At 67.6% G+C, this 24,362-nt stretch carries 20 protein-coding genes and 3 pseudogenes; 11 read left to right on the forward strand and 12 right to left on the reverse strand.

Annotation, left to right across the window (positions count from 1 at the left end; genetic code table 11):
* Positions 1-204 precede the first annotated feature (204 nt).
* Positions 205-1,923, reverse strand: coding sequence for an HWE histidine kinase domain-containing protein (locus tag OXS49_RS17760; protein ID WP_267425910.1), 1,719 nt, complete (start codon positions 1,921-1,923; stop codon positions 205-207).
* A gap of 256 nt (positions 1,924-2,179) precedes the next feature.
* On the opposite strand from OXS49_RS17760, the pseudogene OXS49_RS17765 reads away from it, so the two are divergent.
* Positions 2,180-3,201, forward strand: a pseudogene (locus tag OXS49_RS17765) (histidine kinase dimerization/phosphoacceptor domain -containing protein).
* Between the two features lie 253 nt (positions 3,202-3,454).
* The gene (locus tag OXS49_RS17770) at positions 3,455-5,245 is read left to right on the forward strand and encodes a PAS domain S-box protein (protein WP_267425911.1); all 1,791 of its coding nucleotides are present in this window, start codon (positions 3,455-3,457) and stop codon (positions 5,243-5,245) included.
* Between the two features lie 86 nt (positions 5,246-5,331).
* Here the strand turns inward: OXS49_RS17770 and OXS49_RS17775 are convergent, their stop codons facing one another.
* From OXS49_RS17775 to OXS49_RS17795, 5 genes are all read right to left on the reverse strand, one after another.
* On the reverse strand, positions 5,332-7,305 hold the full coding sequence (locus OXS49_RS17775) for a response regulator (protein WP_267425913.1): 1,974 nt from the start codon (positions 7,303-7,305) through the stop codon (positions 5,332-5,334).
* A 225-nt stretch (positions 7,306-7,530) separates the two neighbouring features.
* The gene (locus OXS49_RS17780; RefSeq protein WP_267425914.1) at positions 7,531-7,947 is read right to left on the reverse strand and encodes an ester cyclase; all 417 of its coding nucleotides are present in this window, start codon (positions 7,945-7,947) and stop codon (positions 7,531-7,533) included.
* 61 nt (positions 7,948-8,008) lie between these two features.
* Positions 8,009-8,554 (reverse strand): type 1 glutamine amidotransferase domain-containing protein, encoded by a 546-nt coding sequence (locus tag OXS49_RS17785; RefSeq protein WP_267425915.1) that lies wholly within the window; start codon positions 8,552-8,554, stop codon positions 8,009-8,011.
* 46 nt (positions 8,555-8,600) lie between these two features.
* A complete protein-coding gene (locus OXS49_RS17790) occupies positions 8,601-8,825 on the reverse strand; it encodes a hypothetical protein (RefSeq protein ID WP_267425916.1) in 225 nt (74 codons plus the stop codon).
* 83 nt (positions 8,826-8,908) lie between these two features.
* The gene (locus tag OXS49_RS17795) at positions 8,909-9,988 is read right to left on the reverse strand and encodes a catalase family protein (RefSeq protein ID WP_267425917.1); all 1,080 of its coding nucleotides are present in this window, start codon (positions 9,986-9,988) and stop codon (positions 8,909-8,911) included.
* A 358-nt stretch (positions 9,989-10,346) separates the two neighbouring features.
* Here OXS49_RS17795 and OXS49_RS17800 point away from each other — a divergent pair, with 358 nt between their 5' ends.
* The 4 genes and pseudogenes from OXS49_RS17800 (at position 10,347) to OXS49_RS17815 (ending at position 13,263) form a co-directional block, all read left to right on the forward strand.
* Positions 10,347-10,583: a hypothetical protein gene (locus OXS49_RS17800; RefSeq protein ID WP_267425918.1), complete on the forward strand. Its 237-nt coding sequence runs from the start codon at positions 10,347-10,349 to the stop codon at positions 10,581-10,583.
* A gap of 141 nt (positions 10,584-10,724) precedes the next feature.
* Positions 10,725-11,549: pseudogene (locus tag OXS49_RS17805) on the forward strand (cytochrome b/b6 domain-containing protein).
* A pseudogene (locus OXS49_RS17810) lies at positions 11,546-12,469 on the forward strand (molybdopterin-binding protein). The pseudogenes OXS49_RS17805 and OXS49_RS17810 overlap by 4 nt, the downstream one beginning before the upstream one ends.
* A gap of 224 nt (positions 12,470-12,693) precedes the next feature.
* A complete protein-coding gene (locus OXS49_RS17815; protein ID WP_267425919.1) occupies positions 12,694-13,263 on the forward strand; it encodes a fasciclin domain-containing protein in 570 nt (189 codons plus the stop codon).
* A gap of 52 nt (positions 13,264-13,315) precedes the next feature.
* Here OXS49_RS17815 and OXS49_RS17820 read toward each other — a convergent pair whose 3' ends face one another.
* The 5 genes from OXS49_RS17820 to OXS49_RS33675 all read right to left on the reverse strand — a co-directional run bounded on the left by OXS49_RS17820 (position 13,316) and on the right by OXS49_RS33675 (position 17,497).
* The gene (locus tag OXS49_RS17820; protein WP_267425920.1) at positions 13,316-14,011 is read right to left on the reverse strand and encodes an anti-sigma factor; all 696 of its coding nucleotides are present in this window, start codon (positions 14,009-14,011) and stop codon (positions 13,316-13,318) included.
* Complete coding sequence (locus OXS49_RS17825) at positions 14,008-14,559, reverse strand: sigma-70 family RNA polymerase sigma factor (protein WP_267425921.1); 552 nt, start codon at positions 14,557-14,559, stop codon at positions 14,008-14,010. Before OXS49_RS17825 ends, OXS49_RS17820 begins: the two co-directional genes overlap by 4 nt.
* A 223-nt stretch (positions 14,560-14,782) precedes the next feature.
* Positions 14,783-15,955: a hybrid sensor histidine kinase/response regulator gene (locus OXS49_RS17830; RefSeq protein WP_267425922.1), complete on the reverse strand. Its 1,173-nt coding sequence runs from the start codon at positions 15,953-15,955 to the stop codon at positions 14,783-14,785.
* An 8-nt stretch (positions 15,956-15,963) separates the two neighbouring features.
* Positions 15,964-16,389, reverse strand: coding sequence for a response regulator (locus OXS49_RS17835; RefSeq protein WP_267425923.1), 426 nt, complete (start codon positions 16,387-16,389; stop codon positions 15,964-15,966).
* Entirely contained in the window at positions 16,373-17,497 is a 1,125-nt protein-coding gene (locus OXS49_RS33675) for a PAS domain-containing sensor histidine kinase (RefSeq protein WP_267425924.1), read from the reverse strand. The genes OXS49_RS17835 and OXS49_RS33675 overlap by 17 nt, the downstream gene beginning before the upstream one ends.
* 211 nt (positions 17,498-17,708) lie before the next feature.
* Here OXS49_RS33675 and OXS49_RS17845 point away from each other — a divergent pair, with 211 nt between their 5' ends.
* The 5 genes from OXS49_RS17845 (at position 17,709) to OXS49_RS17865 (ending at position 23,545) form a co-directional block, all read left to right on the forward strand.
* Positions 17,709-17,918: a hypothetical protein gene (locus OXS49_RS17845; protein WP_267425925.1), complete on the forward strand. Its 210-nt coding sequence runs from the start codon at positions 17,709-17,711 to the stop codon at positions 17,916-17,918.
* Between the two features lie 41 nt (positions 17,919-17,959).
* Complete coding sequence (locus OXS49_RS17850; protein ID WP_267425926.1) at positions 17,960-18,595, forward strand: glutathione S-transferase N-terminal domain-containing protein; 636 nt, start codon at positions 17,960-17,962, stop codon at positions 18,593-18,595.
* A gap of 99 nt (positions 18,596-18,694) precedes the next feature.
* Positions 18,695-18,856, forward strand: coding sequence for a hypothetical protein (locus OXS49_RS17855; RefSeq protein WP_267425927.1), 162 nt, complete (start codon positions 18,695-18,697; stop codon positions 18,854-18,856).
* A gap of 176 nt (positions 18,857-19,032) precedes the next feature.
* Positions 19,033-19,545, forward strand: a complete 513-nt coding sequence (locus OXS49_RS17860) for a hypothetical protein (RefSeq protein WP_267425928.1) — start codon at positions 19,033-19,035, stop codon at positions 19,543-19,545.
* A gap of 997 nt (positions 19,546-20,542) precedes the next feature.
* The gene (locus OXS49_RS17865; RefSeq protein ID WP_267425929.1) at positions 20,543-23,545 is read left to right on the forward strand and encodes an ATP-binding protein; all 3,003 of its coding nucleotides are present in this window, start codon (positions 20,543-20,545) and stop codon (positions 23,543-23,545) included.
* On the opposite strand, the gene OXS49_RS17870 is transcribed toward OXS49_RS17865, so the two are convergent.
* Positions 23,469-24,116: a phage integrase N-terminal SAM-like domain-containing protein gene (locus OXS49_RS17870; RefSeq protein ID WP_267425930.1), complete on the reverse strand. Its 648-nt coding sequence runs from the start codon at positions 24,114-24,116 to the stop codon at positions 23,469-23,471. The two genes, OXS49_RS17865 and OXS49_RS17870, sit on opposite strands and share 77 nt — an antisense overlap.
* Positions 24,117-24,362: the final 246 nt, after the last annotated feature.

Genomic DNA, 24,362 nt, shown 5'->3' on the forward strand with positions numbered 1-24,362 from the left:
ACCGTGTCGATGCAGGGAGTGCGCTCGGCTGGACGACGTCCCCAACGGTCGGCTTCGCGGAAGGGTCGGAGGTGTCCACGCCGGCGCGCATGTTAAACGGTCATGACGGGTCGATAACCCGAACCGTCTTGGGCGATGCCTGGGTGACTACTATCTCGCGGTGCGGTCTCACGCTGCCGGCCGCATCCCGCACCAACACAGGCCCTACTGCCGCGTCGAGGCGATATGGGGCTGCATCATCCCGCCGACAGCAGCGAGGGGAACGTCCACGGAGCAGTGCAGACCCGACGTGGCGAAGTCCATGGCGACACGGCCGTCAAGTTCGTTTTCCACGCTGACTCCGATAAGTCGCGTGCCGAACCCGCGCCGCGCCGGACGCTCCGTCAAGGGGCCGTCGGTCTCGATCCAGTCGAGATGCAACCGCAAGGCGCCGTCCTCGGCGCGACTGGAGCGCCAAACTATGCGTATACGACCCCGCTCCACCGAGAGAGCACCGTGCTTCGCGGCATTGGTGGTGAGCTCGTGCAACGTCATTCCCAGCGCCAGCACGTGACGGGCCGGCAGGTCCAGGTCCGGCCCCTCGACCTCGAAGCGGGCGGGATGATCGCGGTAGGGCCCGATCTCGCCCTCAAGCACCTCCCGGAGCGGGGCCGACGTCCAGTCGTCCCGTGTCAGAAGGTCGTGGGTCTTGGACAGCGCCAGGATACGGGCCTCCAGGCGCTCGCCCTGCGCCTCGCCGCCGCGCGTCGATTGCCGCGCCAGGGCCTGCACGGTTGCGAGAGTATTCTTCACACGGTGATTAAGCTCGTGGAGCAGCGTCACCTGCCGTTCCTGGAGCTCGCCCGCTCGGCGGACCTCCGCTCGCAGGTCACCCTCGTTGCGCTGGATGGTCCCCGCCATCGCGTCCAGCTCCCGCCCGAGCTGGCCGAACTCGTCGGTGCGGCGCATGCCGGTGCGTGCCCCGAGGTCGCCGGTCCGCCACGCCGCCGCGGTCCGCAGCAGGCGGTCGAACGGGCGGCGTATGAATAGACGGCCGGCCGTCAGCGCGGCCGCGACCGCTAGGGCGACGCCCGCGGCCATCAGTTCGAGGCCGCGCCTGGTGGCGGCCTCGACATCGGCAAACGCCGCCTCGTGGTCGCGTCCGACCGTGATCCAGGCCCGCACGGCGGCGGACCTTGGCCGCGCGTTGGCCAGGATGCGCTCGCGCCCGTCGATGCCGAGATCCATCCGGACGCCCTCGCCGCGGCCGGCCAACATGGCCACCCGTTCGGGCGGTATCGGTTTGCCGATCCATTCGGCACTGTCTGGACGGCGGGCGATGATGACGTTGTCCTCGTCGGCGACCGTCAGCGATGTGCTCGGCAGGCGAAGCGCCTGTTGCAGGTGCTGCGAGAGCCAGGCGAGGTCGACGGAAGCCACGAGCACGCCTCGGGTCCCGCCGTCCGGCCCGCGCATGGGCTGGGCGAAATGGATCGAATCCTTGCCGGTGGCGACGCCCCGGGCATAGTTGCCCATCACGAACCCGCCCTCGGCGGTGACGCGGCGATGATAGGCACGCCCGGCGTTCGAGTAAGTCCCCGGGGCGGAGCCGATGCTGTTGCACACCACTACGCCGTCTGGGCGGGTCAGGGCGAGCAGGTTGACGTGCGGCAGCTCCGCGGCGGCGCGGCGCAGGTAGTCCGTGCAGGCCGCGGGTTCGAGCCCCCTGACGCTTTCGTCCTGCGCCACCAGGTTGAGCGCCTGGCGCACGCCGTCGGCCACCTGTCCAAGATCCTCCGCGACGTCCCGCGCGGTCGCCATGGTATCGGCCCGCACCGAGGCGTCCCGGGCGGCGCGTAGGGCGAACTCGTTGTAGCCCTGGATGGCGAAGGCTGGAGCGAGTGCCAGCAGCACAAGGAACAGGATGCGGGTCGTCAGGGACATGGCGAGTGGGTTGGGCGCCGGCGCGGCCGATGCGCCGCGGGAGGGCGTCTCGAAGTCACCCGTGGATAGGGAGGGGATAAACGTCGATAGATCGATAACGTGCGCCCGTCACGGGACGTTTCCGTGAGGCGACGACAGGGCGGGCATGACGCCCTCGGTCGTCTCACCTCGACCCTGGCGACCGGTAACGCCCTGGACCGGGGGCCGGCATGGCTCTAGTCATTCGGCGACCTCGGCAGCGAACGACCACCCTTCCATGCGAGAGATCCAACCGGCGCTCGTCCGCGTCCGAGCTGCCGCGGACGACCTGCGGGGCAAGCCCCGGTTGGGCGAGCTCCTCGCCGTCGGTATGTTCGCCGGCGCCTGGGGGCTGCGCGCCGCCCTCGACGACGTCCTGCCGCCGGGCTTCCCGTACCTGACGTTCTTCCCGGCGGTGATCCTCACGACCTACCTGTGCGGCCTGCGGCCGGGCATCACATGCGCCGTGCTCGGCGGTCTCGCCGCATGGTACCAGTTCCTGCCGCCGTACGGTTCGTTCGACCTCACCGGTCCGACTGCGGTGGCGCTCGTGTTCTATGCCTTCATCGTCGCCGTCGACATCGCGCTGATCCACACGATGCACGTGTCCGGCGACCGGCTGCGCGCCGAGCGGGGCGTCACGGCGGCGCTGTACGACCAGCAGCGCACGATGTTCCAGGAGCTCCAGCACCGTGTGGCCAACAACTGCAGTTCGTGGCGGCCCTCCTGACTTTGCAGAAGCGCAAGGTCGCGGACGACCCCGCCGCCGCGGCGACCGCCCTGGACGAGGCCCGGGTACGGCTGGAGACCATCTCACGCATCCACCGGCACCTCTACGATCCCGAGCGGATCAGCCTCCCGGTCGGGCAGTACCTCCAGGAGCTGTGCACGGACCTTCTCGACGCCACCGGCGCGCGGAACGTCGTCTGCCTGGTCGACGTGCCGCCGGTGAGCCTCGACCTTACCCGGCTCACCACGCTGTCCCTGCTCGTCGTCGAGGTCGTCACGAACGCGCTGAAGCATGCCTTCGCCCCGGGCGGGCGCGGCACCATCACGGTCCGGCTCGAACGGCTGGACCCCGAGCGCCTGGCGCTCACGGTCGCCGACGACGGCCGGGGCATGCCGTCGGGGTTCGACCCGGGCAAGAGCAAAAGCCTCGGCTACCGGATCTCGCAGGGGCTCGCAGGCCAGCTCGGGGGCACGTTGGCCTACGGGGGTACGGCGGGAACGGTCGTGCGCGTGGAGTTCGCCGCAACGTGAGGTCGGCCCCACGGCTTGACTGGTCGAGCCGGTGGGATGGGGACGCTCCCTCGTCCTCGTGCGAACGGGACTCCTGCATGATTGACGCCGAGGCGGCGTTGCCCGCGAGCCGGACGTCGACCGCCGCCAAAGCGTTGGGCAAAGGACGGATCGACCGCTTGGCAACGGGCTATTCCGGACGCTACCGTCGGCCACGATGACTGATGCCCGACGGAACGATGCACCTGCGGTCCACCTCCGGATGGATGTGCCCGTGCTCGACCTGTTCGAGGCCGCCCCGAACCCGTACCTGCTCCTCGCGCCCGACAGCCCGACCTTCACGGTGATCGGGGTCAACGAGGCGTACCTGCGGGCCACGATGACGGCGCGCGGGGCGCTCATGGGCCGGCCGCTGTTCGAGGCGTTCCCCGACGACCCGGCGGCGCCCGGGGCCAACGGCGTCCGCAACCTGCGCGCTTCCCTCGACCGGGCGCTGGAAACCGGGCGGCCCGACCGCATGGCCGTGCAGCACTACAACATCCGTCGTCCGGACGGCACGTTCGAGGAGCGGCACTGGCGGCCACTGTCCGTGCCCGTGATCGGTCCAGGCGGCGAGGTCGTGAGCCTGATCCACTACGTCGAGGACGTCACGGACGACGTCGTCTCCGCGCGCACGGCGAAGACGGCGTTGACCGCGAGCGAGGCCCGCTACCGCGCCATCGTCGATAGCTCGGTCGATTACGCCATGGTCGCCACCGACCTCGACGGGACGGTCACCACCTGGAACACCGGGGCGGAGCACGTCCTCGGCTGGACCGCCGCCGAGATGGTCGGACGGAACGCCGACCGGTTCTTCACCCCGGAGGACCGCGTCGCCCGCATCCCGCAGCAGGAGATGCACAGCGCGCTCACGGAGGGTCGCGGGATCGACGAGCGCTGGCACCTGCGCAAGGGCGGCGAGCGGTTCTGGGCCAGCGTCGAGATGATGCCGCTCCGGGACGAGGGCGGCGCGCTCGTCGGCTACCTCAAGATCCTGCGCGACCGCACCCGGCAGCGGGAGACCGAGACGGCCCTGGAACGCCAGGGCATCCTGCTGCGGACAGTCACCGACCACGTCAGCGAGGCGGTGTTCCGGCTGGACCCCGACGGGACGATCCAGTTCGCGAACCCGGCCGCCGAGCGCCTGTTCGGCTGGCCGGCGGAGGACCTGCGCGGGCGCAACTTCCACGACGCCTTGCACCACAGCCACGAGGACGGACGTCCGTTCCTGGTAGAGGATTGCGTCTTCGTCCGGGCCCTGCGCGACGGGACCAACCTCGCGTCCGAGCCGGCCGTGTTCTTCCGGAGGGACGGCGGTCAGGTTCCCGTCGAGTGCAGCAGCGTCCCGTTCCGGCTCGGGGAGGAGTCCGCCGGGGCGGTGATGACCGTCACGGACGAGACCGAGCGTAGGCGGGTCCGGGAACAGCAGCAGGTGGTCAACCGCGAACTCTCCCACCGCATGAAGAACGTGCTCGCCGTGGTGCAGGCCATTGCCGCCCAGACCATGCGCAACGCCGCCGACCTCGGCTCGGCGAGTGAGGCCCTTGCCGCGCGGCTGGTCGCACTCGGCAGGGCGCACGACATACTGCTCGACGAGGCGACGGACGGGGCGGAGTTGCATGCGCTGGCGGCGTCGGCTTTGGGCCTGTACGACGACCGCCTGCCCGGACGCTTCTCCATCGATGGCCCCGTGGTGGCCGTCGGCGAGTCCGCCACGGTGTCGCTCACGCTCATGCTGCACGAGCTCGCGACGAACGCGGCCAAGTACGGGGCGCTTTCGACCGCGGAGGGGTCGGTCGCCATCGCGTGGGCCGTGACGGGCGACGGCCCGGAGCCCACGTTCCGCCTGACCTGGACGGAACGGGGCGGCCCCCCGGTGGTGCCGCCCACCCGCAGGGGGTTCGGTTGGCGACTGATCGCGCGGGGGCTGTCCGGCGGCAGCACCGGCTGGGTCGAGCTGAACTACGAGCCGGCCGGCGTGGCCTGTCTCCTCACCGCGCCCCTGGCGGAGGTCGAACGGCCGTAAGCCGGGGATTCAGGCTCTGTAGGCCAGGAGGCGCCGGGTCGGGACACGCTCATCGGACACTATTTGGGACTTCATCCTGCGATCAGTCACGCCCGTCCCGGCGACACGTTCCCCGGTTCCTTCGCATGTCCCAGTCGGTCGACCTCGGCCACGAGTTCCTGCAGGCTGGCGTCGCCCTTGCGCAGCACCCGGTCCGCCCCCGCGAGTTCCCTATGCTCCTCGCCCGATACGTCGCGGGCGCTGAGGACGACGACGGGGATCTCCCTACAGCCCGGCCGGGCCCGCATCTCGCGCAGGAACGTGAACCCGTCCATCACCGGCATCGTCAGGTCCAACAGCACCAGCCTGGGCTTGGCCTCGTCCACGTGTCGCAGCGCCTCGACCCCGTCACCGGCCTCGCGCACCGCCCAGCCATCGCGCTCCAACACCGTTCGGAGACGTTGGCGCATGTCGGGGTCATCGTCCACCACGAGCACGTCCCCGTCGGCCGCCCGGACCTGGTCCAGTATCGTTTTGAGGCGCGCCCAGTCCACGGGCTTCGGTACCGCCCCGACCGCCCCGAGCGACGCGCTCAGGGCGGCGTCGGCGACGAAACTGACCATGACCACCGGGATGCCTGCGAGTTCCGGGTCGGCCTTGAGGGCGGCGAGCACCGACCAGCCGTCCATCTCCGGCATCATCACGTCGAGAAGGATCGCCCGGGGCCTGAGCGCACGCGCCATTTCCAGGCCGGTTCGTCCGTCACCCGCCGTTCGTACGGCGAAGCGCTGGCGTTCGAGGAAACGGGTCATCAACTCGCGCTGGTTGGCCTCGTCGTCGATGACGAGCACGAGGTCCTCGAACCCGGACTGGTTCTCCGGCGGATCCGGTGGAGTTTCCTCCGATGCCCGTCCGGGCGCGTCGGCGGGTATCCGCAGGGTGAAGGCCGTGCCATGGCCCTCGACGCTCTCCACCGTGATGTCACCGCCGAGCAGTTGCGCGAACGCGCGGCTGAGTGCCAGCCCGAGGCCGGTCCCGCCGAACTTGCGCGTCGTGGTCTCGTCGGCCTGGGTGAACCGCTCGAACAGGCGCCCGACCTGCTCCGGGCTCATGCCGATGCCGCTGTCCTCCACCGTGAACCGGAGCCAATCGGCAGTCGTGCCCTTCTCGCGCACGACCCGCAAGGTGATGGTGCCGGCCTCGGTGAACTTGGCTGCGTTCGACAACAAGTTGAACAGGCACTGGCGCAGCTTGACCGCGTCCGTACGGGCCCGGCCGACGTCGCCGGCGACGTCGAGCGCCAGAACGTTGCCCTTCTTCGCGACCAGAGCGTCCACGGTTCCGGTGGCATCGGTGGCGAATGCGGCGACGTCGATGTCCTCGGGGTAGAGCTCCATCTTCTCCGCCTCGACCTTGGACAAGTCGAGCACGTCGTTGATCAGCCCCAGCAGGTGCTTGGCGTTCGACTTGATCTTGCCGAGGTCCTTGAGCAGCCCGTCCTGGTTGAGCTCCTCCGCTTCCTCCTCCAGCATCTCGGAGTAACCGATCACCGCGGACAGCGGCGTGCGCAGCTCGTGGCTCATGTTGGCGAGGAAGCGGCTCTTGGCCCGGCTATGCTCCTCCGCCGCCTCCTTCGCGGCCTCCGCCCGGGCGTTGGCCTGGGTCAGTTCCGCCTGGTTGCCGACGAGGATGCGGTTCGCGGCGTCGAGGCTTTCCAGCGTCGCGTCGTTGCGCGCGACGGACCTGCGCAGGGCATCGCAGATCCAGATCATGATCGCGCCGACCGCCGCGTACTGGCATAGGAGGGAGAGGTCGACGCCACTGAGGCTGCCGTCCCGGGTGTAGAACCACGTCGCGATCCCGGTCGACAATGCCAACGTGAGCACGCCGGCTCCCCTTCCGAAAGCGAGGCTTACCGCCAAGAGGACGGGGATGTAGAGAAGGAAGGGAGCGACGTAGGCCGGGGCCAGGAAGCGCACGAACGTCATGGCGGCGATGGCCAGCACCGTCACGCCGTAGCGCACGGTGTGGGAGGGCCGGTGCCGGGACAGGGTGTTGATGAATCCGTGCGAGCTGACCATCGCGGAGGAGTGTCACGCCGCGTTCGCTTTGCAAAGCGCGAGTGGTTCGGGAAACAGCTTCAGTCCCTAGTTCGCACCCCTGCAGAAGCCCGTTCAAGGGAACGCTTCTCCGGCGTCCTCACGGAGGCCTGACGATAGGCTGACGACCCTGAACCCACCCCTTGCGGGAACGGACAGGTGGGACGGGGAGGAGGCTGACTTATCCCTCGTCGAACCCGAACTCACCTAGAGGTCGACAGCGCCGATCTGCTTGAGCATGGTCAGGTTGTCCATCAGGGCCCAGTGCTCGACGAGGCGCCCGTCGGCGACGCGGAAGTAGTCCATCACGATGATGTCGACAGGCTTCCCCGTGGCGGGGATGCCCTGGAACTCGCCGGTGTGCCGGCCCTGGAAACGAAGGCGGGCAAGCACACGGTCGCCCTCGGCGATGACCTCGTCGATGGGCATGCCGATGTCGGACAGTCCTCCATGAAGCACCGCGGCGAGCCGACGTATCCCGGCCGGCCCACGGACCTCGAATTCGAGGCCGGGGTCGTGTCGAACGAAGTTCGGGGCAATGAACCGGTCCCACCACGCCTCGTCGCGGTCGCGGAACGCGTCGAAGTAGGCCCGGACCAGCCGCTTGTCGTCCTCGCTCGCCATATGGGGGCTTCTCTTTTGATGGATGGTGCAACTGGTCCGACCCGGGCGCCCCGTCGTCCGGCTACGCGTCCTGCCCGAACAGCTCGACGATGGCCTCGCAGAAGGCCGGAATGTCCTTCGGGTTGCGCGAGGTCACCAGCTTGCCATCCTTGGCGACCTCCCGGTCGACCCAGTTCGCACCGGCGTTGCGCAGGTCTACCTGGAGGGAGGGCCAGGACGTCAGGGTCTTGCCGGCGACGCCCTCCGCGTTGATGAGCATCCACGGCCCGTGGCAGATCGCGGCGATGGGCTTGCCGGCCTCGACGAACGCCTTGACGAAGGCGACCGCCTTTTCGTCCAGGCGCAAGGCGTCTGGGTTGGTCGTCCCGCCCGGCAGCAGGAGCCCGTCGAAGCCCGCCGGGTCGGCGTCGGCCACCACCGCCTCGACGGCGTGCTTGCCGACGGGGTTCACGTCCTTCTCCATCGCCTGGATTTCGCCGGGCTTGAGCGAGACGAGCGTGGTCGATGCTCCGGCCGCTTGGAGGGCCTGCACCGGCTCGGTCAATTCGACCTCCTCGACCCCGTCCGTCGCCAGCACGGCGATCTTGCGTCCCTTGATCTCCGCCATCGTGAGCCTCTCTCTATTCATGTCGTGGAATGGGTAAGGCCGGGCGTCAGCGGCGCGGCTCGACCTTGATGCAAGTGAAGGCGACCGGCAGCGGCTTGCCGCCCTCGACCTTCCGGGTGAACGAGGCGGCATTCGCCATCGTCGACGCCACCGCGTGCTCGGCGTCCGGGCTGTCGACCGGCAGGACATAGTCCTGGCCGTCCTCCATTCCCTTGGTCGGATCGAACACCCGGATCGTCACGTCGAACGGCTTGAGTTCGGTTTTCGGCATGCTGTCCGCGCGGGCTTGGATGACGACGGCGAGAACGGCAGCGACCGCCATCGCGGGGAAGGTGCGCCTGGTCGGGCCGCCTGTCAGCGGACGGCGCCGGGCTCGTGGATAGGGCAACGGTTGAAGCGCTCGCGGAACTCGGCCGAATGCTTGTAGGGCGCATTGCGGGCGCGGTTAATGTTCCCGAGGGGCCGATGCGCGGCCAGCGCCGTCCAGACGCTAAACCGCATCTCCTCGTCGACAGCCTGCACCCTGGCCGGGTCCCAACTGTCCTGATGTTGCACCCGGATGGTTGCGACGCGTTGGAACGGCGCCTCGTCCTCCCTCCACTCGACGGTCGGGTCTTCGACCGGCTGGCGTTCGAGGTCGCGGCAGAGCTGCACGCGGAACTCCCACTCGCCCGCGATGCCGGCCATCTCGGACCGGACGGTCTCGCGGATGGCATCGGGGCGGCCGGAGGCGTCGATCTCCGTGCCGGTCAGCGCAGTCAGCGCAGGCGACACCGGCGCGACCGAGAACTTGGCGATGAAGTCGCCGTACCGGAACGGGGTGAGGCTGTAGTAGGTCTCCCCGAGCGGGTCGACGTTCGGTGCGCCGCCGAGCGAGCCCAGCGTCGGGCTTTTGATACCGACCGCGGTGAGCGCCTTGTTGACCCCGCGGAGCACCGTCGATGCGCCGACCTTCAGGCCCTCGGCCCGGTCGGTGGTCTTGGCCAACAGCTTCAGGCTGCCCAGGAACTTGTCCGCCGTCGGCGCCTGGAAGACCTTGCCGTTGACCATGATGAAGTTCTGCGTCGTCCCCTCCGCGCCGGGCAGGCGCTCGCCCAGAACGTCGAGGACCTTCAGGGCCAGCCCGCGCGGCAGGGAGATGGCATCCGGCAGGATGTCGCCGGCGTTGGTGGACATCCGCATGTAGACCTTGTGCTCGCCCGGCGTGGCGAACATGCCTTGCGCAAGTTCCGGCGGCAGTCCGGCCTCGACCGTCAGGGTGCCTTCCAGGATGCCGTGCGCCTTGGCGTGGACCGAGCGCACCGCGTGTCCCGAGTTGTCGGCGACCGTCGTCAGGATGGTGTCGAAGGTTTCGTTCAGACCCTTGATGGTCCTGTCCTCGTCGGCGGCGATCTCCTCGACCTCGGGGGTGTAGCGGACGGGCGCTGGTGGCATGGGCGATCTCCAGAATTCGCTTGTGCACAACCGATCAAGCCCAAACCCGTTCCAGGCGGTCCCAGGTTCAACCCCACATCCTGGCCTCACGTAAACGAGAACCAATGCGTCGAGCTGATGGCCGGCCACTGGCGGTGGCGTTCCCGGTCCGTCGTGAAACTTTCGTCAGCAAGCCTCCGTATCGGTCGACACACGCCCAGCCTGGGCGCGGCGCGAGGTCCTGCCTCGGCGTCCGACTTGTTGCGCGCAGACGCCATCGGGAACCGTTTTTTCTTTGCAAAAACAGGAACTTGGTGGCCGACCCTTCTCTTGTCTCCTTGCGCGAAAGGGGATTCCTTCCTCGTACAGGAGACATCGAATGAAGATCACCACCCTCGCCCTCGCCGCCTCGGTCCTCGGCAGCCTCGCGCTCGGAACCGGCGCCGCCTCCGCGGCACCGATGGGCCCGAACGGTCTTCAGGCCGGCTCCTCGACCGTTACCCAGGTCCGCATGAGCAGCAGCGAGCGCATGATGATGAAGAAGCGCATGATGCGGAAGCAGATGATGAAGCGCCGCATGATGAAGAAGCGGATGATGATGAATCGCGGCATGTGATTCTGAGGCGCCGTGCGCTTCCGGAGGCCCCGATCCAGGGGCCTCCGCCCTGGCCATGACGCGTACGAGGAAGACGGTTTGGCTCGAACGTACCTCACCCGATCCGCTCCGGAGATTGGCGAGGTCGAGCGCCGCCGTTGGATGTTTCGCCATCCCCTCGTCATCAGGGTCACCCACTGGGTGAACGCGGTCTGCCTGCTGGTCCTGCTGATGAGCGGCCTGCAGATCTTCAACGCCCATCCCGCCTTGTATTGGGGCAAGGTCTCGACCTTCGACGCACCGCTGCTGGCGATTTCCTCGGCCGAGGACGATCCGCCGAAGGGCGTCACCAAGGTCCTCGGACGGACTTTCGACACCACCGGTGTGCTGGGTTCCTCGACCGGCGCAGGCGGCGAGGCGGCCGACCGCGGCTTCCCGGCCTGGGCGACCTTGCCGAGCGACCAGGACCTCACCGGTGGTCGCTCCTGGCATTTCTTTTTCGCCTGGGCCTTCGTCCTGAACGGCCTCGCCTACCTGCTCTACGGATTAGCCAGCGGGTAGTTGCGCTACCGGGTCGTACCGCAACACGACCAGGTCAGATACTTCGCCGCATCGGTATGGGAACATCTGACCCTGCGCTTCCCCCAGGGCGACGAGGCCAAGCGCTACAACGTCATCCAGAAGCTCACCTACGCCGTGGTGCTGTTCGTGCTGCTCCCGGTGCAAGTGCTGGCCGGCCTCGCCATGTCGCCGGCGATGGACGCCGCCTTCCCCTTCCTCCTGACGCTGTTCGACGGCCGGCAATCGGCGCGGACGGTCCACTTCGTCGTGGCGGCCCTGCTCCTCCTGTTCGTCGTCGTCCACGTCGCCCTGGTGGTGCTCTCGGGGTTCTGGAACAACATGCGCGGGATGCTCACCGGTTGGTTCGTGATCGAGCGAAAGGTCGAGCCGGCCCCCGCCGCAGACGGATCGGGAGGTTCCGCATGACCCGCCCGCCCAGCCGTCGCGCGCTCCTTCTCGGCGCTACCGCCGCGGCCGGCACCGCCATGCTCGGCGGCTGCGACCGGCTCGGGGAAGCCGAGTGGTTCCGGCGCACGCTCAAGACCGGCGAGGATGCCAACCTGTTCGTGCAGCGGTTGCTCCTGACCGAGCGGACCCTCGCACCTGAGTTCCCTGAGGCGGACATCTCCCCGTGGTTCAAGCCGAACGGCACCGAGGACCCGCCGGACAAGGCGTACAAGGCCCTCGCGAGGCGCAAGTTCGCGACCTACCGCTTGGAGGTCGACGGCCTGGTCGAGAACCCGCTCAAGCTCTCGCTGGCCGAACTGCGCAAGCTCCCGTCGCGCACGCAGGTCACCCGGCACGATTGCGTCGAGGGCTGGAGCGCCATCGGCAAGTGGACCGGCGTGCCGCTTGCCGACCTCCTCGGCTAGGCCCGGATAAAGCCCGAGGCGCGTTACGTCGTGTTCCATTGCGCCGACACGATGGACCAGGGCGAGGACGGCGGGGCGGAAGATGCCGACGGGGCGGAGGGTGACGGCCAACCGCAAGGCGGCAACGCCGACCCCGCCATGACCAAGCAGTCGGGTGGCGGCGAGGACAGACGGGATTCCGGGGGGCAGCACGCCGCGGATGCCGAGCCGGCAAGCGAGCCGGTGCGCTACTACGAGAGCATTGACCTGATGGACGCCTTCCACCCCCAGACCATCCTCGCCTACGAGATGAACGGGGCGGCCCTGCCTGTGGCCAACGGCGCCCCCCTGCGCCTGCGGGTGGAGCGCAACCTCGGCTACAAGCAGGCGAAGTACGTCATGCGCGTCGAGGTGGTCGAGAGCTTCGCCGACATCGGCGAGGGCAATGGCGGCTACTGGGAGGACCAGGGCTACGCCTGGTACGCGGGAATTTGAAGGGGCCGCGCTGGTCGCGGCGGTTAACCACCCGCGTCGTGCAGTGTCCTGGCGCGATTGCCGACCGCATCGACCTGGACGGGATGCGCTCCCGGGACCTTGCATCCGGTCGGATGCCCGGGAGGCGCCGAACCGGATCCCGCGCCGTGGCGAAACCTTTCGGTCCGAGGTCCCGTAAGGAGCACGCGACCCCCGCTAATGCGGGTCGAACGGAAGGAAACACCATGCCTGCGATGAAACTCGGCCGCCGCACGGCCACGGCGCTCGCCCTCTCCCTCGCGCTCGGCCTCGGGGCCGGCGGCGCGGCCTACGCCAAGAACCCGATGGTCGGCGGCGCGCCGATGTACGCGCAGAAAACCATCGTCGAGAACGCGGTCAACTCGAAGGACCACACCACCCTGGTCGCCGCCGTGAAGGCGGCCGGCCTGGTCGACACGCTGAACAGCCCGGGCCCGTTCACGGTGTTCGCGCCGACCAACGCCGCCTTCGCCAAGCTGCCGCCGGGCACGGTGGAGAGTCTCGTGCAGCCACAGAACAAGGCGACGCTGACGAAGATCCTGACCTACCACGTGGTCCCGGGTGTCTACACGGCCAAGGACCTGATGGCGCTGGCCATGAAGGGTCAAGGACAGAACCAGCTCACCACTGTCGAGGGTGAGCCGCTTGCCGTGACGGCCCGGGGCAAGAAGGTTTACGTCACCGACGTGAAGGGCGACACCGTTCCGGTGACCATCCCGAACGTGATGCAGTCGAACGGCGTCATCCACGTCGTCAACGGCGTGCTGATGCCCTGATCGAAGCGAGCGGTCCGGTGCCCGCGGCGACGGCGGGCGCCGGAAGGCCTCGTCACTCGGCGATCAGCTTGCCGCTGTAGACCACGGGACCGGTGGGCTGACCGGTCGGCGACCCTCCGGGTGGCTCCACGGAGACCGCGATCACCCCGTTCGGTGCGGTCGTCGGCGGCAGCCTCACTTGGCTCTGGTCGGCGCCTAGGAGACCGAGCGGCTTGGGACCCTGGGCTCCGACGTACCAAAGCTCCAGGCTACGGTCCGCCGGCGCCTCGGCGGACAGGCGACGGACCTGCGCGATGCCGGTGCGCGTATCCACGCGCACGATCAACGCCGGGAGCGTGCCGCCCCCCTGCACCACCGCGAGGTAGCGTCCGTCCGAGGGGGCCGACGCCGGCCCGAACGCCAGCAAAAGCGCGAGGCCGGTGGCGACAAGCCCCGCCCCGCCGGCAGCGAACCGCCAGCGCCGGAGCCGGGCGCGCAGCACCTCGATCTGACCCGCATACGGGCGGTCACCTCCTTGCACCGCCCGAAGCAACGCAGCGCGCACGCGGGTCGGCGGCGAAACGTCTGGAACCGCTTCCGACAGCGGTCCCAGACGACGTTCCCAGGCGTCGATGCGTGCCCTGGCGACCGGGTCGGCGGCCGCCTCCCGCTCCACTGCCTCGCGCTCGCGTGCGTCGAGCGTCCCGAGGACATACTCGGCCGCGCGCATCTCGGAGGCGTCTGGACCCGGTGCGCCCGTCCCGCTCACCGCACCGCCTCTATGCAGGTCTTCAGCGCGGCGAGCGCACGATGCAGCCAGGTCTTGATCGTGTTGACCGGGTGGTCGAACCGACGCGCCAGCTCCTCGCGGGAGTAGCCCTTGCAATAGGCCAGCACCACGCAATCCCTCTGCCTGGCTTCGAGACGACCGAGACAGGCCAACAGGGCGTCGCGGTCGAGGAACGCGGCGGCCGCGTCATGCGGATCGGCTAGCCGCGCCACCCAATCCTCACCGTCGTCCGGGTCCGCCCCCTGCACCTCGCTCCTCCTGCGTACGCTGTCGATGGCGCGATTGCGGGCTATGGTCACCAGCCAGGCCAGCGGCGTGCCGACGTTCGACCTGTAGCTTCCCGCCGCCTGCCAGACCCGTATGTAAACGTCCTGCAGGACGTCCTCCGCCAGGTTCCTGTCGCGCTGGATACGCAAGATCAGCCCGTAGAGTTTCGGGCTCGTGAGGTCGTAGAGCTCGGCCAGCCGCTCCGGCTCGCCTCGGGCGATGCCGGCGAGCAGCCGCTGCAGAAGGGCGTCGTCGGCCAAGATGATCCCCGCGAGCCCGGGCGCGTCCCCTCCTGGGGTTTTTCCGGGTGCGGTCCTTAGATCACCTTTCCCGACCGAAACGATAGGTCATGAGACGGAATGCGGCCGCTCGGTCGTGGCATAACCGGTTTCGACGGCGCGCTGAGCACCTCGACAGCCGGTCACCGCCGCGTGCTTGAAAACCCCAGCTTCCGACTTCGCCCCGTAGCCGGAACTCGATAGCTCAGGATGTCAGATCGGCGTCGGCCGGAACCCGTCCCGGCACGAGGGGCGCCGGCAGCCGGAACTGGAAGGTCGTCCCGCGGTCGATGGCACTGGTGACGGCGAGCACGCTGCCCTGGCGCTCAACGAGATCCCGGCACAGCAGCAAGCCGAGCCCGCTTCCCCGCTCGCCCGCCGTCCCGTTCGTGGTCGTCCGCCGGTCGAGGCGGAACAGGTCGTCGACCTTGCCCGGCGGCATGCCGACCCCGGTGTCCGTGACCGAGATCTCGACCTTGTCGCCGTCGCGGCGACCGGCGACCGTGATGGTCCCGCCGGGCAGCGTGAACTTGACGGCGTTGCCAACGAGGTTGCGCAACACCGTCGTGAGCATGTCCCGCTGGGCACGGACGACGACCCCGCCGCAGGAGACGTCGAGTTTCAGTCCCTTGTCCGCGGCGGCCTCCGCGGCGCCGTGCACCACCTCGGCAGCGATGGCGGCGAGGTCGACGTCGGTCATGCTGACCGCCATCGTGTCCATCTGTAGGCTCGCCCAGGAGAACAGGCTCTCCAGCAGGGCGTAGGCCTGCGTCGCCGCCTCGTGGATGCCCTTCGCCCGACGCTCGACGGACGCCGGGTCACGTGCCACGACGGCCTTGCCCAGCACCTCGGACAGGCCCAGCAGCGCCTGGAACGGGTTGCGCAGGTCGTGGGCGATGATCGAGAACAGCAGCGACTTCTGCCGGTTCAGGGTGTCGAGTTCCAGGGACTTCGCCTCCGCCTCGCGCCGCGCCGCGGCGAGCTCCGCCTGGAAGGCCTGCCTGGCCTCCGCGTAGCGGATCGCACGGGCCAGGCCGGAGGGCGTGACCTCCGCCTTGTCCAGGTAATCCAGCGCGCCGGCCCGCATCAGCCGGGTCGCGAGGTCGGGGTCGGCCTCGCCTGTCAGCATCAGCACCGCCCGCGCATGCCCCTCAGCCGCCAGCAGCGTCCTGAGCAGCGCGAAGGTGTCGATGCCCGGCAGCCGGTAGTCGAGCAGCACGCAGTCGAAGGTTTCCGCCGCGGCGAGGCGCAGGCCCTCTTCGCCCCCGGACGCCTCGGCCAGGGTGTGCGCGAGGCCGGACTTGGCCAGCGCACGGCGCACGGCCGCCCGGTCGACCGCGTCGTCGTCGATCAGCAGGATGCGGGTAGGAGTGGTCACCGGGGTGGCTACGCCGGGAACTCGACGACCTTCCAGTAATGCTCCAGCAGCGCCACCGCCTCCATGAAGGTGTTGGCCGGGTCGCGCTTGACGATGTAGCCGGCGACGTTGTGCCCGTAGGCGCGCATCCTGTCCTCGTCGGCCTTCGACGTGGTGATCATGAACACCACCGCCGAGCGCAAATCCTCGTCGGCGCGCACCGCCTCCAGGAACTCGATGCCGTTCATGCGCGGCATGTTCAGGTCGAGCAGGATCAGGTGTGGCCTCGGCAGGCGCTCGTGACCGTTCTCGCCGCGCAGGATCTCCAGGGCCTCGATTCCGTCACGGGCGACGGTGATCGGGTTGCCGATCTTGCTCTTCTTGAAGGCGCGCTTGAGCCCCTGGACGTCGACCTCGTCGTCGTCGACCAGCAGGATGTTAACCGTCGAACCCATCCGTCCGCCCCTTCCCGCCGTCGCGCGGCCACGTGAAATGCACCGTCAGCCCGCGCCCGTCCGGGCCATCCGCGAGCCAGACCTTGCCGCCCTGACGGTCGACCAGCTTGCGCACGATGGCCAACCCCATGCCGCTGCCCTCAACCTCGTCGCGGGGCTTGAGCGTCTGGAACATGCCGAACACACGCTCGCGGAACTGCTCGGGGATGCCCGGACCGTCGTCGGTCACGACGAACTCGACCGCGTTACCTGCCGGCTTGGCCTCGACCTTGATGTGCCCCTCGGCCGGCCGGTCGTGGTGCTTGATGGCGTTGCCGATCAGGTTCTGCAAGGCCTGGGTCAGCGGGGCCCGCGCCGCCTGTAATGTCGGCAGCGACGCATCGGCCGTGATAGCAAAGCCTTCGGGAGGACTGATTAGGACGGCGAGTTCCTCGACGAGCGCCCTCGTGTCGACCGTGTCCATGGTCGCGTCGGCCCGTCCGGCCCTGGAGTAGGCCAGGAGGTCGTCGAGCAGGCTGTCGAGGCGCCGCACGCGGCTCTTGAGCAGCTCCATGTTGGTCTGGACGTCGCCGGTCAGCAAGCCTTCCAGGTCCTCCTCGATCCACCCGACGAGGTTCTCGATGCCGCGCAGGGGCGCCTTCAGGTCGTGCGAGGCGACGTAGGCGAACTGCTCCAGTTCCTCGTTGGAGCGGCGCAGGTCGATGGCGTGGCGGGCGAGCCGGCGTTCTAGGCCCTTGCGCTCGGTGATGTCGGTGTTGGTCCCGAACCATCGCAGGATGGCGCCGTCCGGCCCGCGATGGGGCTGGGCCAGCGACAGGAACCAGCGGTACTCGCCGTCGGCGCCGCGGAGCGGGAAGGTGTCCTTCCACGGCTCGCCGGTGCGGAAAGCCTCGCCGATGCGTTCCACGACCCGGTCGACGTGATCCGGGTGTTGGACGTCGCGCCAGCCCCAACCCCTCATCTGCTCGATGGTGGTGCCCGTGTAGTCGTACCAGCGACGGTTGTACCAGATGATGTCGCCGTTCGGCTCTGCGACCCAGGCCATCTGCGGCAGCGCGTCCGCGAGGGCGCGGAAGTCGTCCGTGGTGAGGTTCGCGGCACGCTCCACGCGCGGGTCTCCTTACGTTGAGGCTAGGACTGCGGCCGATCCCGCATAGCCCCGGGCTGGGTGCACGTCACGAGGTGGTGCCCTTCAATTTCGGTCACCATGGCGGGAACGGCCGCCTAGCGAGGGGACGGCGCGGAGGCCGCCGGGAACCGCCGGTGCATGGGCAGATTGGCTCTCGGAGCCGGTGCCGCAACCGGCGGGGAGGAACGCGATGTCCACCGACACCGAGAAGCACCGGGCGCTGTTGAACGCCCTCAAGAATGCGCAGGGCAAGGGAGACGGCTCCTTCGAGCATGCCGTTTCCGATGCCTTCGAGCATGTCTTCGAACACCTGGGCCGCTTGAACGATCACGTCTCCCTGTGCGGCCCCGATGGTGGCGACCCTCACCTCAAGCCCGGCGAATCCGCGACCCTTCGATAGGGGCCGGGACCGACAGGGGCCGCGAAGCGAAAGGGACGCGCATGATCACGCTCTACACCTGGTCGACCCCGAACGGTCGCAAGATCCCGATCATGCTGGAGGAGTGCGACCTGCCCTACACGGTGGTGCCGGTGAACATCGGCAAGGACGAGCAGTTCGCCCCCGACTTCCTGAAGGTCGCGCCCAACAACAAGATCCCGGCCATCGTCGACGACGAGGCGGAAGGCGGCCCCCTGTCGGTGTTCGAGAGCGGGGCGATCCTGACCTACCTTGCCGAGAAGACCGGCCGTTTCCTCGCACCGTCCGGCCCCGCCCGGTACAAGGCGCTGGAGTGGCTGCACTGGCAGATGGGCGGCCTCGGCCCGATGCTGGGCCAGCTCGGGTTCTTCGCGGTGCGTTCCAACGAGAAGGCCCCCTTGGCCATCAAGCGTTTCACTGACGAGGCCGACCGCCTGCTGCACATCATGGACCGCCGCCTCGGCGAGGGCCCCTACCTTGCGGGCGCTGACTACTCCATCGCCGACATCGCCTGCTACGCTTGGACGCTGGCGGCCACGACCTTCCTGAAGGAGCCGCTTGAGGAAACCCTGGCCGGCGTCCCGAACGTGCACGCGTGGCTGGAGCGGGTCGGCGAGCGGCCGGCGGTGAAGCGCGGCATGGAGGTCCCGAAGACCTGAGGTGCAGAAGCTTGGCGGCCCGGAAGCAAGGGCGGCAACCGCTCCATGGCGGTACCGCGTGCCGTCCGTCGCGTCGGCGCCATCATGGGAGACATCACGATGAGCGACGGGCCCAAACCCAATGAACTGCCGCAGGCGGACGAGGGGGCCGGCCTGCCGACGCCACCCAGCCCGGGCCGGTTGCCGCCGCCCCACCTGCCGCCGCCTCCGGACGAGCGTGGCCCGTCATCCGATGTCGAGGGGTCGGAGGAGGGAGGGTGACGGGCCACGCGCGAAATGAGCGCAGGAGCTAGGCTTCGTCGGGTCCGACGCAGTGAGGCGTTCGACCGGGAGACTTGTTGCTTTGTCGGTCGTCACCTCAGCCAAGTGTGGCTGTGCGTTCGGGAACCCCCGGCCTTCTCGTGAACTGGTCCCGTCCACGGAACCGGGAGACACACATGCGCCTTGCCATCGCCGCCCTCGCCCTGTCGGCCGTATCCATCGCGGCCCGTGCCGAGGCGCCGGCGGATGCCGTCGCCATCGGTCCCTGGAAGGTCGACGCCATCTCGAAGGGCCAGAAGTTCGACCGTTGCACGATGACCCGGACGACGGACGACGGGGTCGAGGTCCGGTTCACCCGCGACGCGGCGGGGCTCGACCTGACGATGAGTTCGGCGAAATGGAAGCTCGGGCGCGGGAAGAGCTATCCGGTCGAGTTAGTGGCCGGATCCTCGACGCTGCAGGCGGATGTCGCCGCCTCCGGCAACGCGGTGTCGCTGCCGGTCAAGGACGAGCGGTTCCTCAAGTCGCTGAAGCTCGCCGACGGCCTGGACGTGAAGGGCGAGGGCGCGACCATCAAGGTGGCGCTGGATAAGAGCGCCGCCGCTCTCGACCGGCTGGAAGCGTGCTACGCCATGAACGGCTCGGCAGCCGAGAGGAACCCGTTCGTGGCGCCGAGCGGCAAGCCGTAGTCGACCACCGTCCCCTATTGACCGGGAGCCTGACGTCGCCGTCGCACTTGAAATTGCTGATGAACGAAGGCGTGGAACTGCTGATTGGCCAGCAGCCCCTCGCTTACTCCAGGTTGATCCAGTGCGGAACATTGAGGTCCGAGACCGGATCTTAGAGGCGGCTATCATAGAGTACTAACTGTCGTTCTTGATCTACAGTAAGTCGATGCGGTTGGTGAGCTTGTTTGCGGGGTTTTCATCGAAGGCGGCCGCAGTCGCGTCAAAGTGGGTTGAAATTGGCTCTACGATGTTCAGAGCACGGGCAAGCGTGCGCTGAGAATGACGGAGAGATTGGCCCCTGAAACGGAATTAGGCGTGGCTATTTAAGCCAGGCGGAAGGTCTGCTTCCCTGCCGTTTGAACTCCGAAGCGGCCATTCAGCTTACGGCCAGACTACGTCACGCCAAATTGCCGGCGCGCGCAGAACCAGACATTCGGCTTGGCGCCCATCCCAGTCATTTGATGGCTTGCAGCGGCAACCTCAAAGCGGACATGGGCTGGATCGAATGGACAACTGCGTCTTCTGCAGCGACGGCGAGACAATCGCGCAGACCCTAGCCCCATTCACCCAATCTCCCGAGGACGAGCGGGTGCAAATTCCCGAACCGAACCCTTCTAAAATTTCAAGAGGAGGAAAACGAGGACGTTAGAGAGGCCGCGAGGGCGAACTGCATATCCGGACAAAGCCTTGCGAGCATCATCGCAGGTCGCAGGCGCTTAAGGCTGTCTCGACGCTATGGAGGGCGACGCGCTGGCTCCATGCTGTTAGGTGGAGAAGGGGTGCCGAAGGGCGGCGGGCGACCCCAAACGATCGGGCCAAACGAGAATTCTAGCGCATAGTAGCGCGGGCAGAGCTGTGGTGAGACGCCCTACTGACGGATGGTTTACCGAACGTCATTAGACACTGAGATAAGATGGCACAAGCGGAGTCACATTCCGGAACGCTAGGCTAATTCGTCATGAAGGCACTCGCAGCCGGATACATCAGGCGACGGATCATCCTGCTTGGAGCAGTCATCTGTTCGCTGCTCGTTGGGCTTGAGGCATGGCACGAATGGGATCAGCGCGCGGTCGAGATCCAGCAAACTGAGACGGCTGCTCTCAACGTCGCTCGTGCCGTTGCCCGCGAAGCCGACGCCACCTTCCGACTCGCAGAGACTGTTCTCTTCGGCATCACGGAACGGCTGCAGAGCGGCGGCCGATCACCGGAGGCGCTCCGTCGTCTCAGTCAGAGCATGACCACGGCCACGCGCTCGTTGGAGAGCGTCGGTGCGCTGTTCGTCTATGATGCCGAGGGGCACTGGATCGCCAGTTCGCTGGCGCAGATTCCGCAGAGTGTGAACAATGCGGATCGCGCCTATTTCCAGTTCCACAAGGACAACGCGTCTCTCGCCGCTCACCTAAGTGAGCCGATCCGCAGTCGGTCTTCGGGATCCTGGATCATCCTCGTTTCCCGACGACTGCAGAATCCGGACGGCAGCTTTGCCGGTGTTGTGGCCGCGACCGTGGACGTCGAGCGCTTTGTCGAGCGCCTGTCCGGTTTCGATGTCGGATCGGGTGGGGCGATCGCCTTGTTGACCCGCGAAGGACGAATCCTGGCGCGCCAACCCTTTCTCGTCGATCAAATTGGGCGCGATATCGCGGCTTCACCCCTGTTTCAGGAAGATTTGCCGCAGCGCTCGTCCGGTGTGGGGCGCTATCTCTCGCTGATTGATGGCAAAATCCGCTTCGCCGGCTTCGCCACCGCGAGCGTCTTCCCTGTCATCGCCTACGCCGCAATCTCTGAAGACGAGGCCTTGGCCTCCTGGCGCGCCAGCGCCCTCGTGCGCGCTTCTATCTTCGTTCTGTTGCTCGCCGTGCTCGTAGGCCTCGGCCTGAAATTGCTCCGGGATGTCCGGCAGCACGAACAGACCGAGATCGAGCTTGCACAAAGCGAGGAGCGCTACCGCGCCGCTGCCGAGGTGCAATTGCAGGAGGCGCAGGCACACGCAACTTCCACCACTGCCACCAGTGCTGCCATCTTGGCGCAGCTTGCCGAGGGCGTCATCGTCACGGACTCGGCCGGAAGGATCACACTGGTCAACAAGGCGGCGGCCGAGATCCACGGCGTGGCTCGGCTCGACGTGGAGCCGGACGCCTACAGCGACAGCTATCACCTGTTTACCGAGGAGGGCCGCCCCCATCCACCCCTCGATCTGCCGCTTGCCCGCGCCGTCGGTGGACAGGAGGTGCGTGGCGCACGCTGGCGGGTGCGACGGCCGGACGGCACTGAGGTGCTCGCCGTCGGCAACGCGCAGCCCCTCATTGACCAAGAGGGCGCGCAGATCGGCGCCGTACTCACGGTGCGCGATGACACTGCGCGTGATGCTGCCGAAAGGGCTCTGCGTGATCTGAATGCCGGCCTCGCACAGCGCGTAGCCGAACGGACGCGCGATGCCGAGACGGCGAGAGAATTGGCTGAGGCGGCGAACCAGGCGAAATCTGAATTTTTAGCCTCGATGAGCCATGAAATTCGCACGCCGCTCAACGGCGTGATCGGGTACGCCGACCTGCTGCTCGATGAGCCTGGGATCAGCAGCCGCGCCCGCCAGTGCGGCGAGCGCATCCACTCGGCTGGCGCAGCGCTGCTCACCGTCGTCAACGACATCCTCGATTTTTCGAAGATCGAAGCCGGACAGTTCGAGATTACGGTGCGCCCATTCTCCCCGATGACGCTGGTAGACAACGCTGTGTCCATCGTGCGTGGGCTCGCCGAGGCGAAGGGACTTAGCCTCGACGTCGATCTTGATCCGGTATTACCCTCCTGGCTATCAGGTGATGAGGATCGCCTGCGGCAGGTACTTCTGAACTTGCTCAACAACGCCATCAAATTTACCGCGACCGGCCGGGTTACGCTGCGCGTGAATGCGGATGTCGGCGCCGATCCGATGCGAGTCTTCGTTGCCGTGAGTGATACGGGCATTGGCATCCCGGCGGACAAGCGCGACCGTCTCTTCCAGCGCTTCAGCCAGATCGATGGCTCATGCCGCCGTAGCTTCGGCGGCACGGGGCTAGGGCTAGCGATCTCGAAATCACTTATTCAGCTTATGGGCGGCACGATCGGTGTCGACAGCGATGAGGGGAAGGGATCCACATTCTGGTTCGAGGTTGGTTTGGATCCGGCGCAGCCTCCCCAACCAGTCCTCGCTGAGACTGGTGCTGCTGCGGCGTGCAAGGGCCGACGTCTTCTGATTGCGGAGGATGTGCCTCTCAATCAAGACCTGATCCGTGCCCTATTGGAAGCGGCTGGCCATACAGTCGACATTGTCGACAACGGTGCAGAAGCAGTGCGCGCTGTCCAGGCTGAACGCTACGATCTTGTACTCATGGATGTGCAGATGCCGGTGATGGACGGCATGAGTGCCACCCGGTCTATTCGCGCGCTGGCCGGGCCAGTCTCCGCTATCCCTATCATCGCGCTGACGGCCAACGTTCTCCCGCAGCAGGTCACCGAATTCCGGAATGTGGGCATGACGGATCACGTCGGCAAACCGTTTCGTCGCGACGAACTGCTCGCTGCCATCGATCGCTGGGCTCAACTTCCTCGTGAACGGTCATCAGTGACAATCGGAGCGGTGCCGTTCCCAGGTCCGGCTATCGATCCCTCCGTGCTCGACACCGCGGTGCTCGCGGAAATGGAGGAGAGCTTCGGAGCCGATCGGCTCGGCACTATGCTTGGCCTTCTCGCCAGCGAACTCACCCAGCGCCTCCGCCCGGATAAGGGGACCCGAGAACAGATCGCCTACGACGCACACGCTCTCGTCTCAGCGGCCGGTACACTTGGCTTCGTCGGCTTGTCGAGCCTATGCCAAAAGGTTGAGATCGCTGCTCGAACAGGCGCCGACCTTACGCTGCTGATCGAGCGTCTACAGGAGCAACGTGCGACCGCACTGCGCATGATCGAGAAGCTGAGAGCGGCCTGACAGATGGCCAACTTGCGCGCTCGCTACAGGACCGCTTCTTCCTCGTCAGCACGCCCGAAGCAGTCGCAACAACACAAAATTCGCAGCGAGTGAGCACGTGACAACATGCGACCATGTCCGTGACCTTCAGCGCCGCGACCTCGGCTACGCGCAGGCCGGCGCCGTAGGCTACGGCCAGGGCCGCTCGGTGCTCGGGGCGAGTCGTGGCGGCGAGCAGGCGGACAACCTCGTCGCGGCTGAGGGCGACGGGCAGCGTGCGCGGATAGGCCAGACGGACGAGCCGGCGCGCCAGATCCGGGCGGTCGATGGCGTGGATGAAGATGAAGCGCAGGGCCAAGACTATGCTGTTGAGGGTCGGCACCGGTACGCTGGCCTCGCGCTGTTCGACCTGAAAGCGGCGTAGGTCCTCCGCAGTGGCCGTTTCAAGGCGACGTCCGAGGAAGGTGGCCAGACGGCCGACATCGCGCAGGTCGTTGTGCTGGGTCTCGTGCGAGAACCGGCGCAGGCTCATCTCCTCGATCAGGCGTTGGTGCAGCGGGCTGATGGCTGGGGCGGGAAGCAGATCGTGCATTGTCGGGCTTCTCGGATTAAGGAGCCGCGATGCTCGGCCCGCCGCCGACAGGCCTCAAACGACGCGCGACGGTCCCGATGCTACCGCGACCTAACCACCCGAGCCCTCCCGCGCAGCGGGTTCGTTCTTCGGCCAGCATTTGCCGCCGCCCAGTGCCCTGACGAGCGTCTCAGATGGGTGGATTTCTGCCGGTCCGCTTCCGGGCGGCCATGCATAAGAGCGGACCTCACCACCGCGCCCGCACAC

Source organism: Methylobacterium sp. GC_Met_2 (assembly GCF_026540795.1).
In the GTDB taxonomy this organism is placed as follows: domain Bacteria; phylum Pseudomonadota; class Alphaproteobacteria; order Rhizobiales; family Beijerinckiaceae; genus Methylobacterium.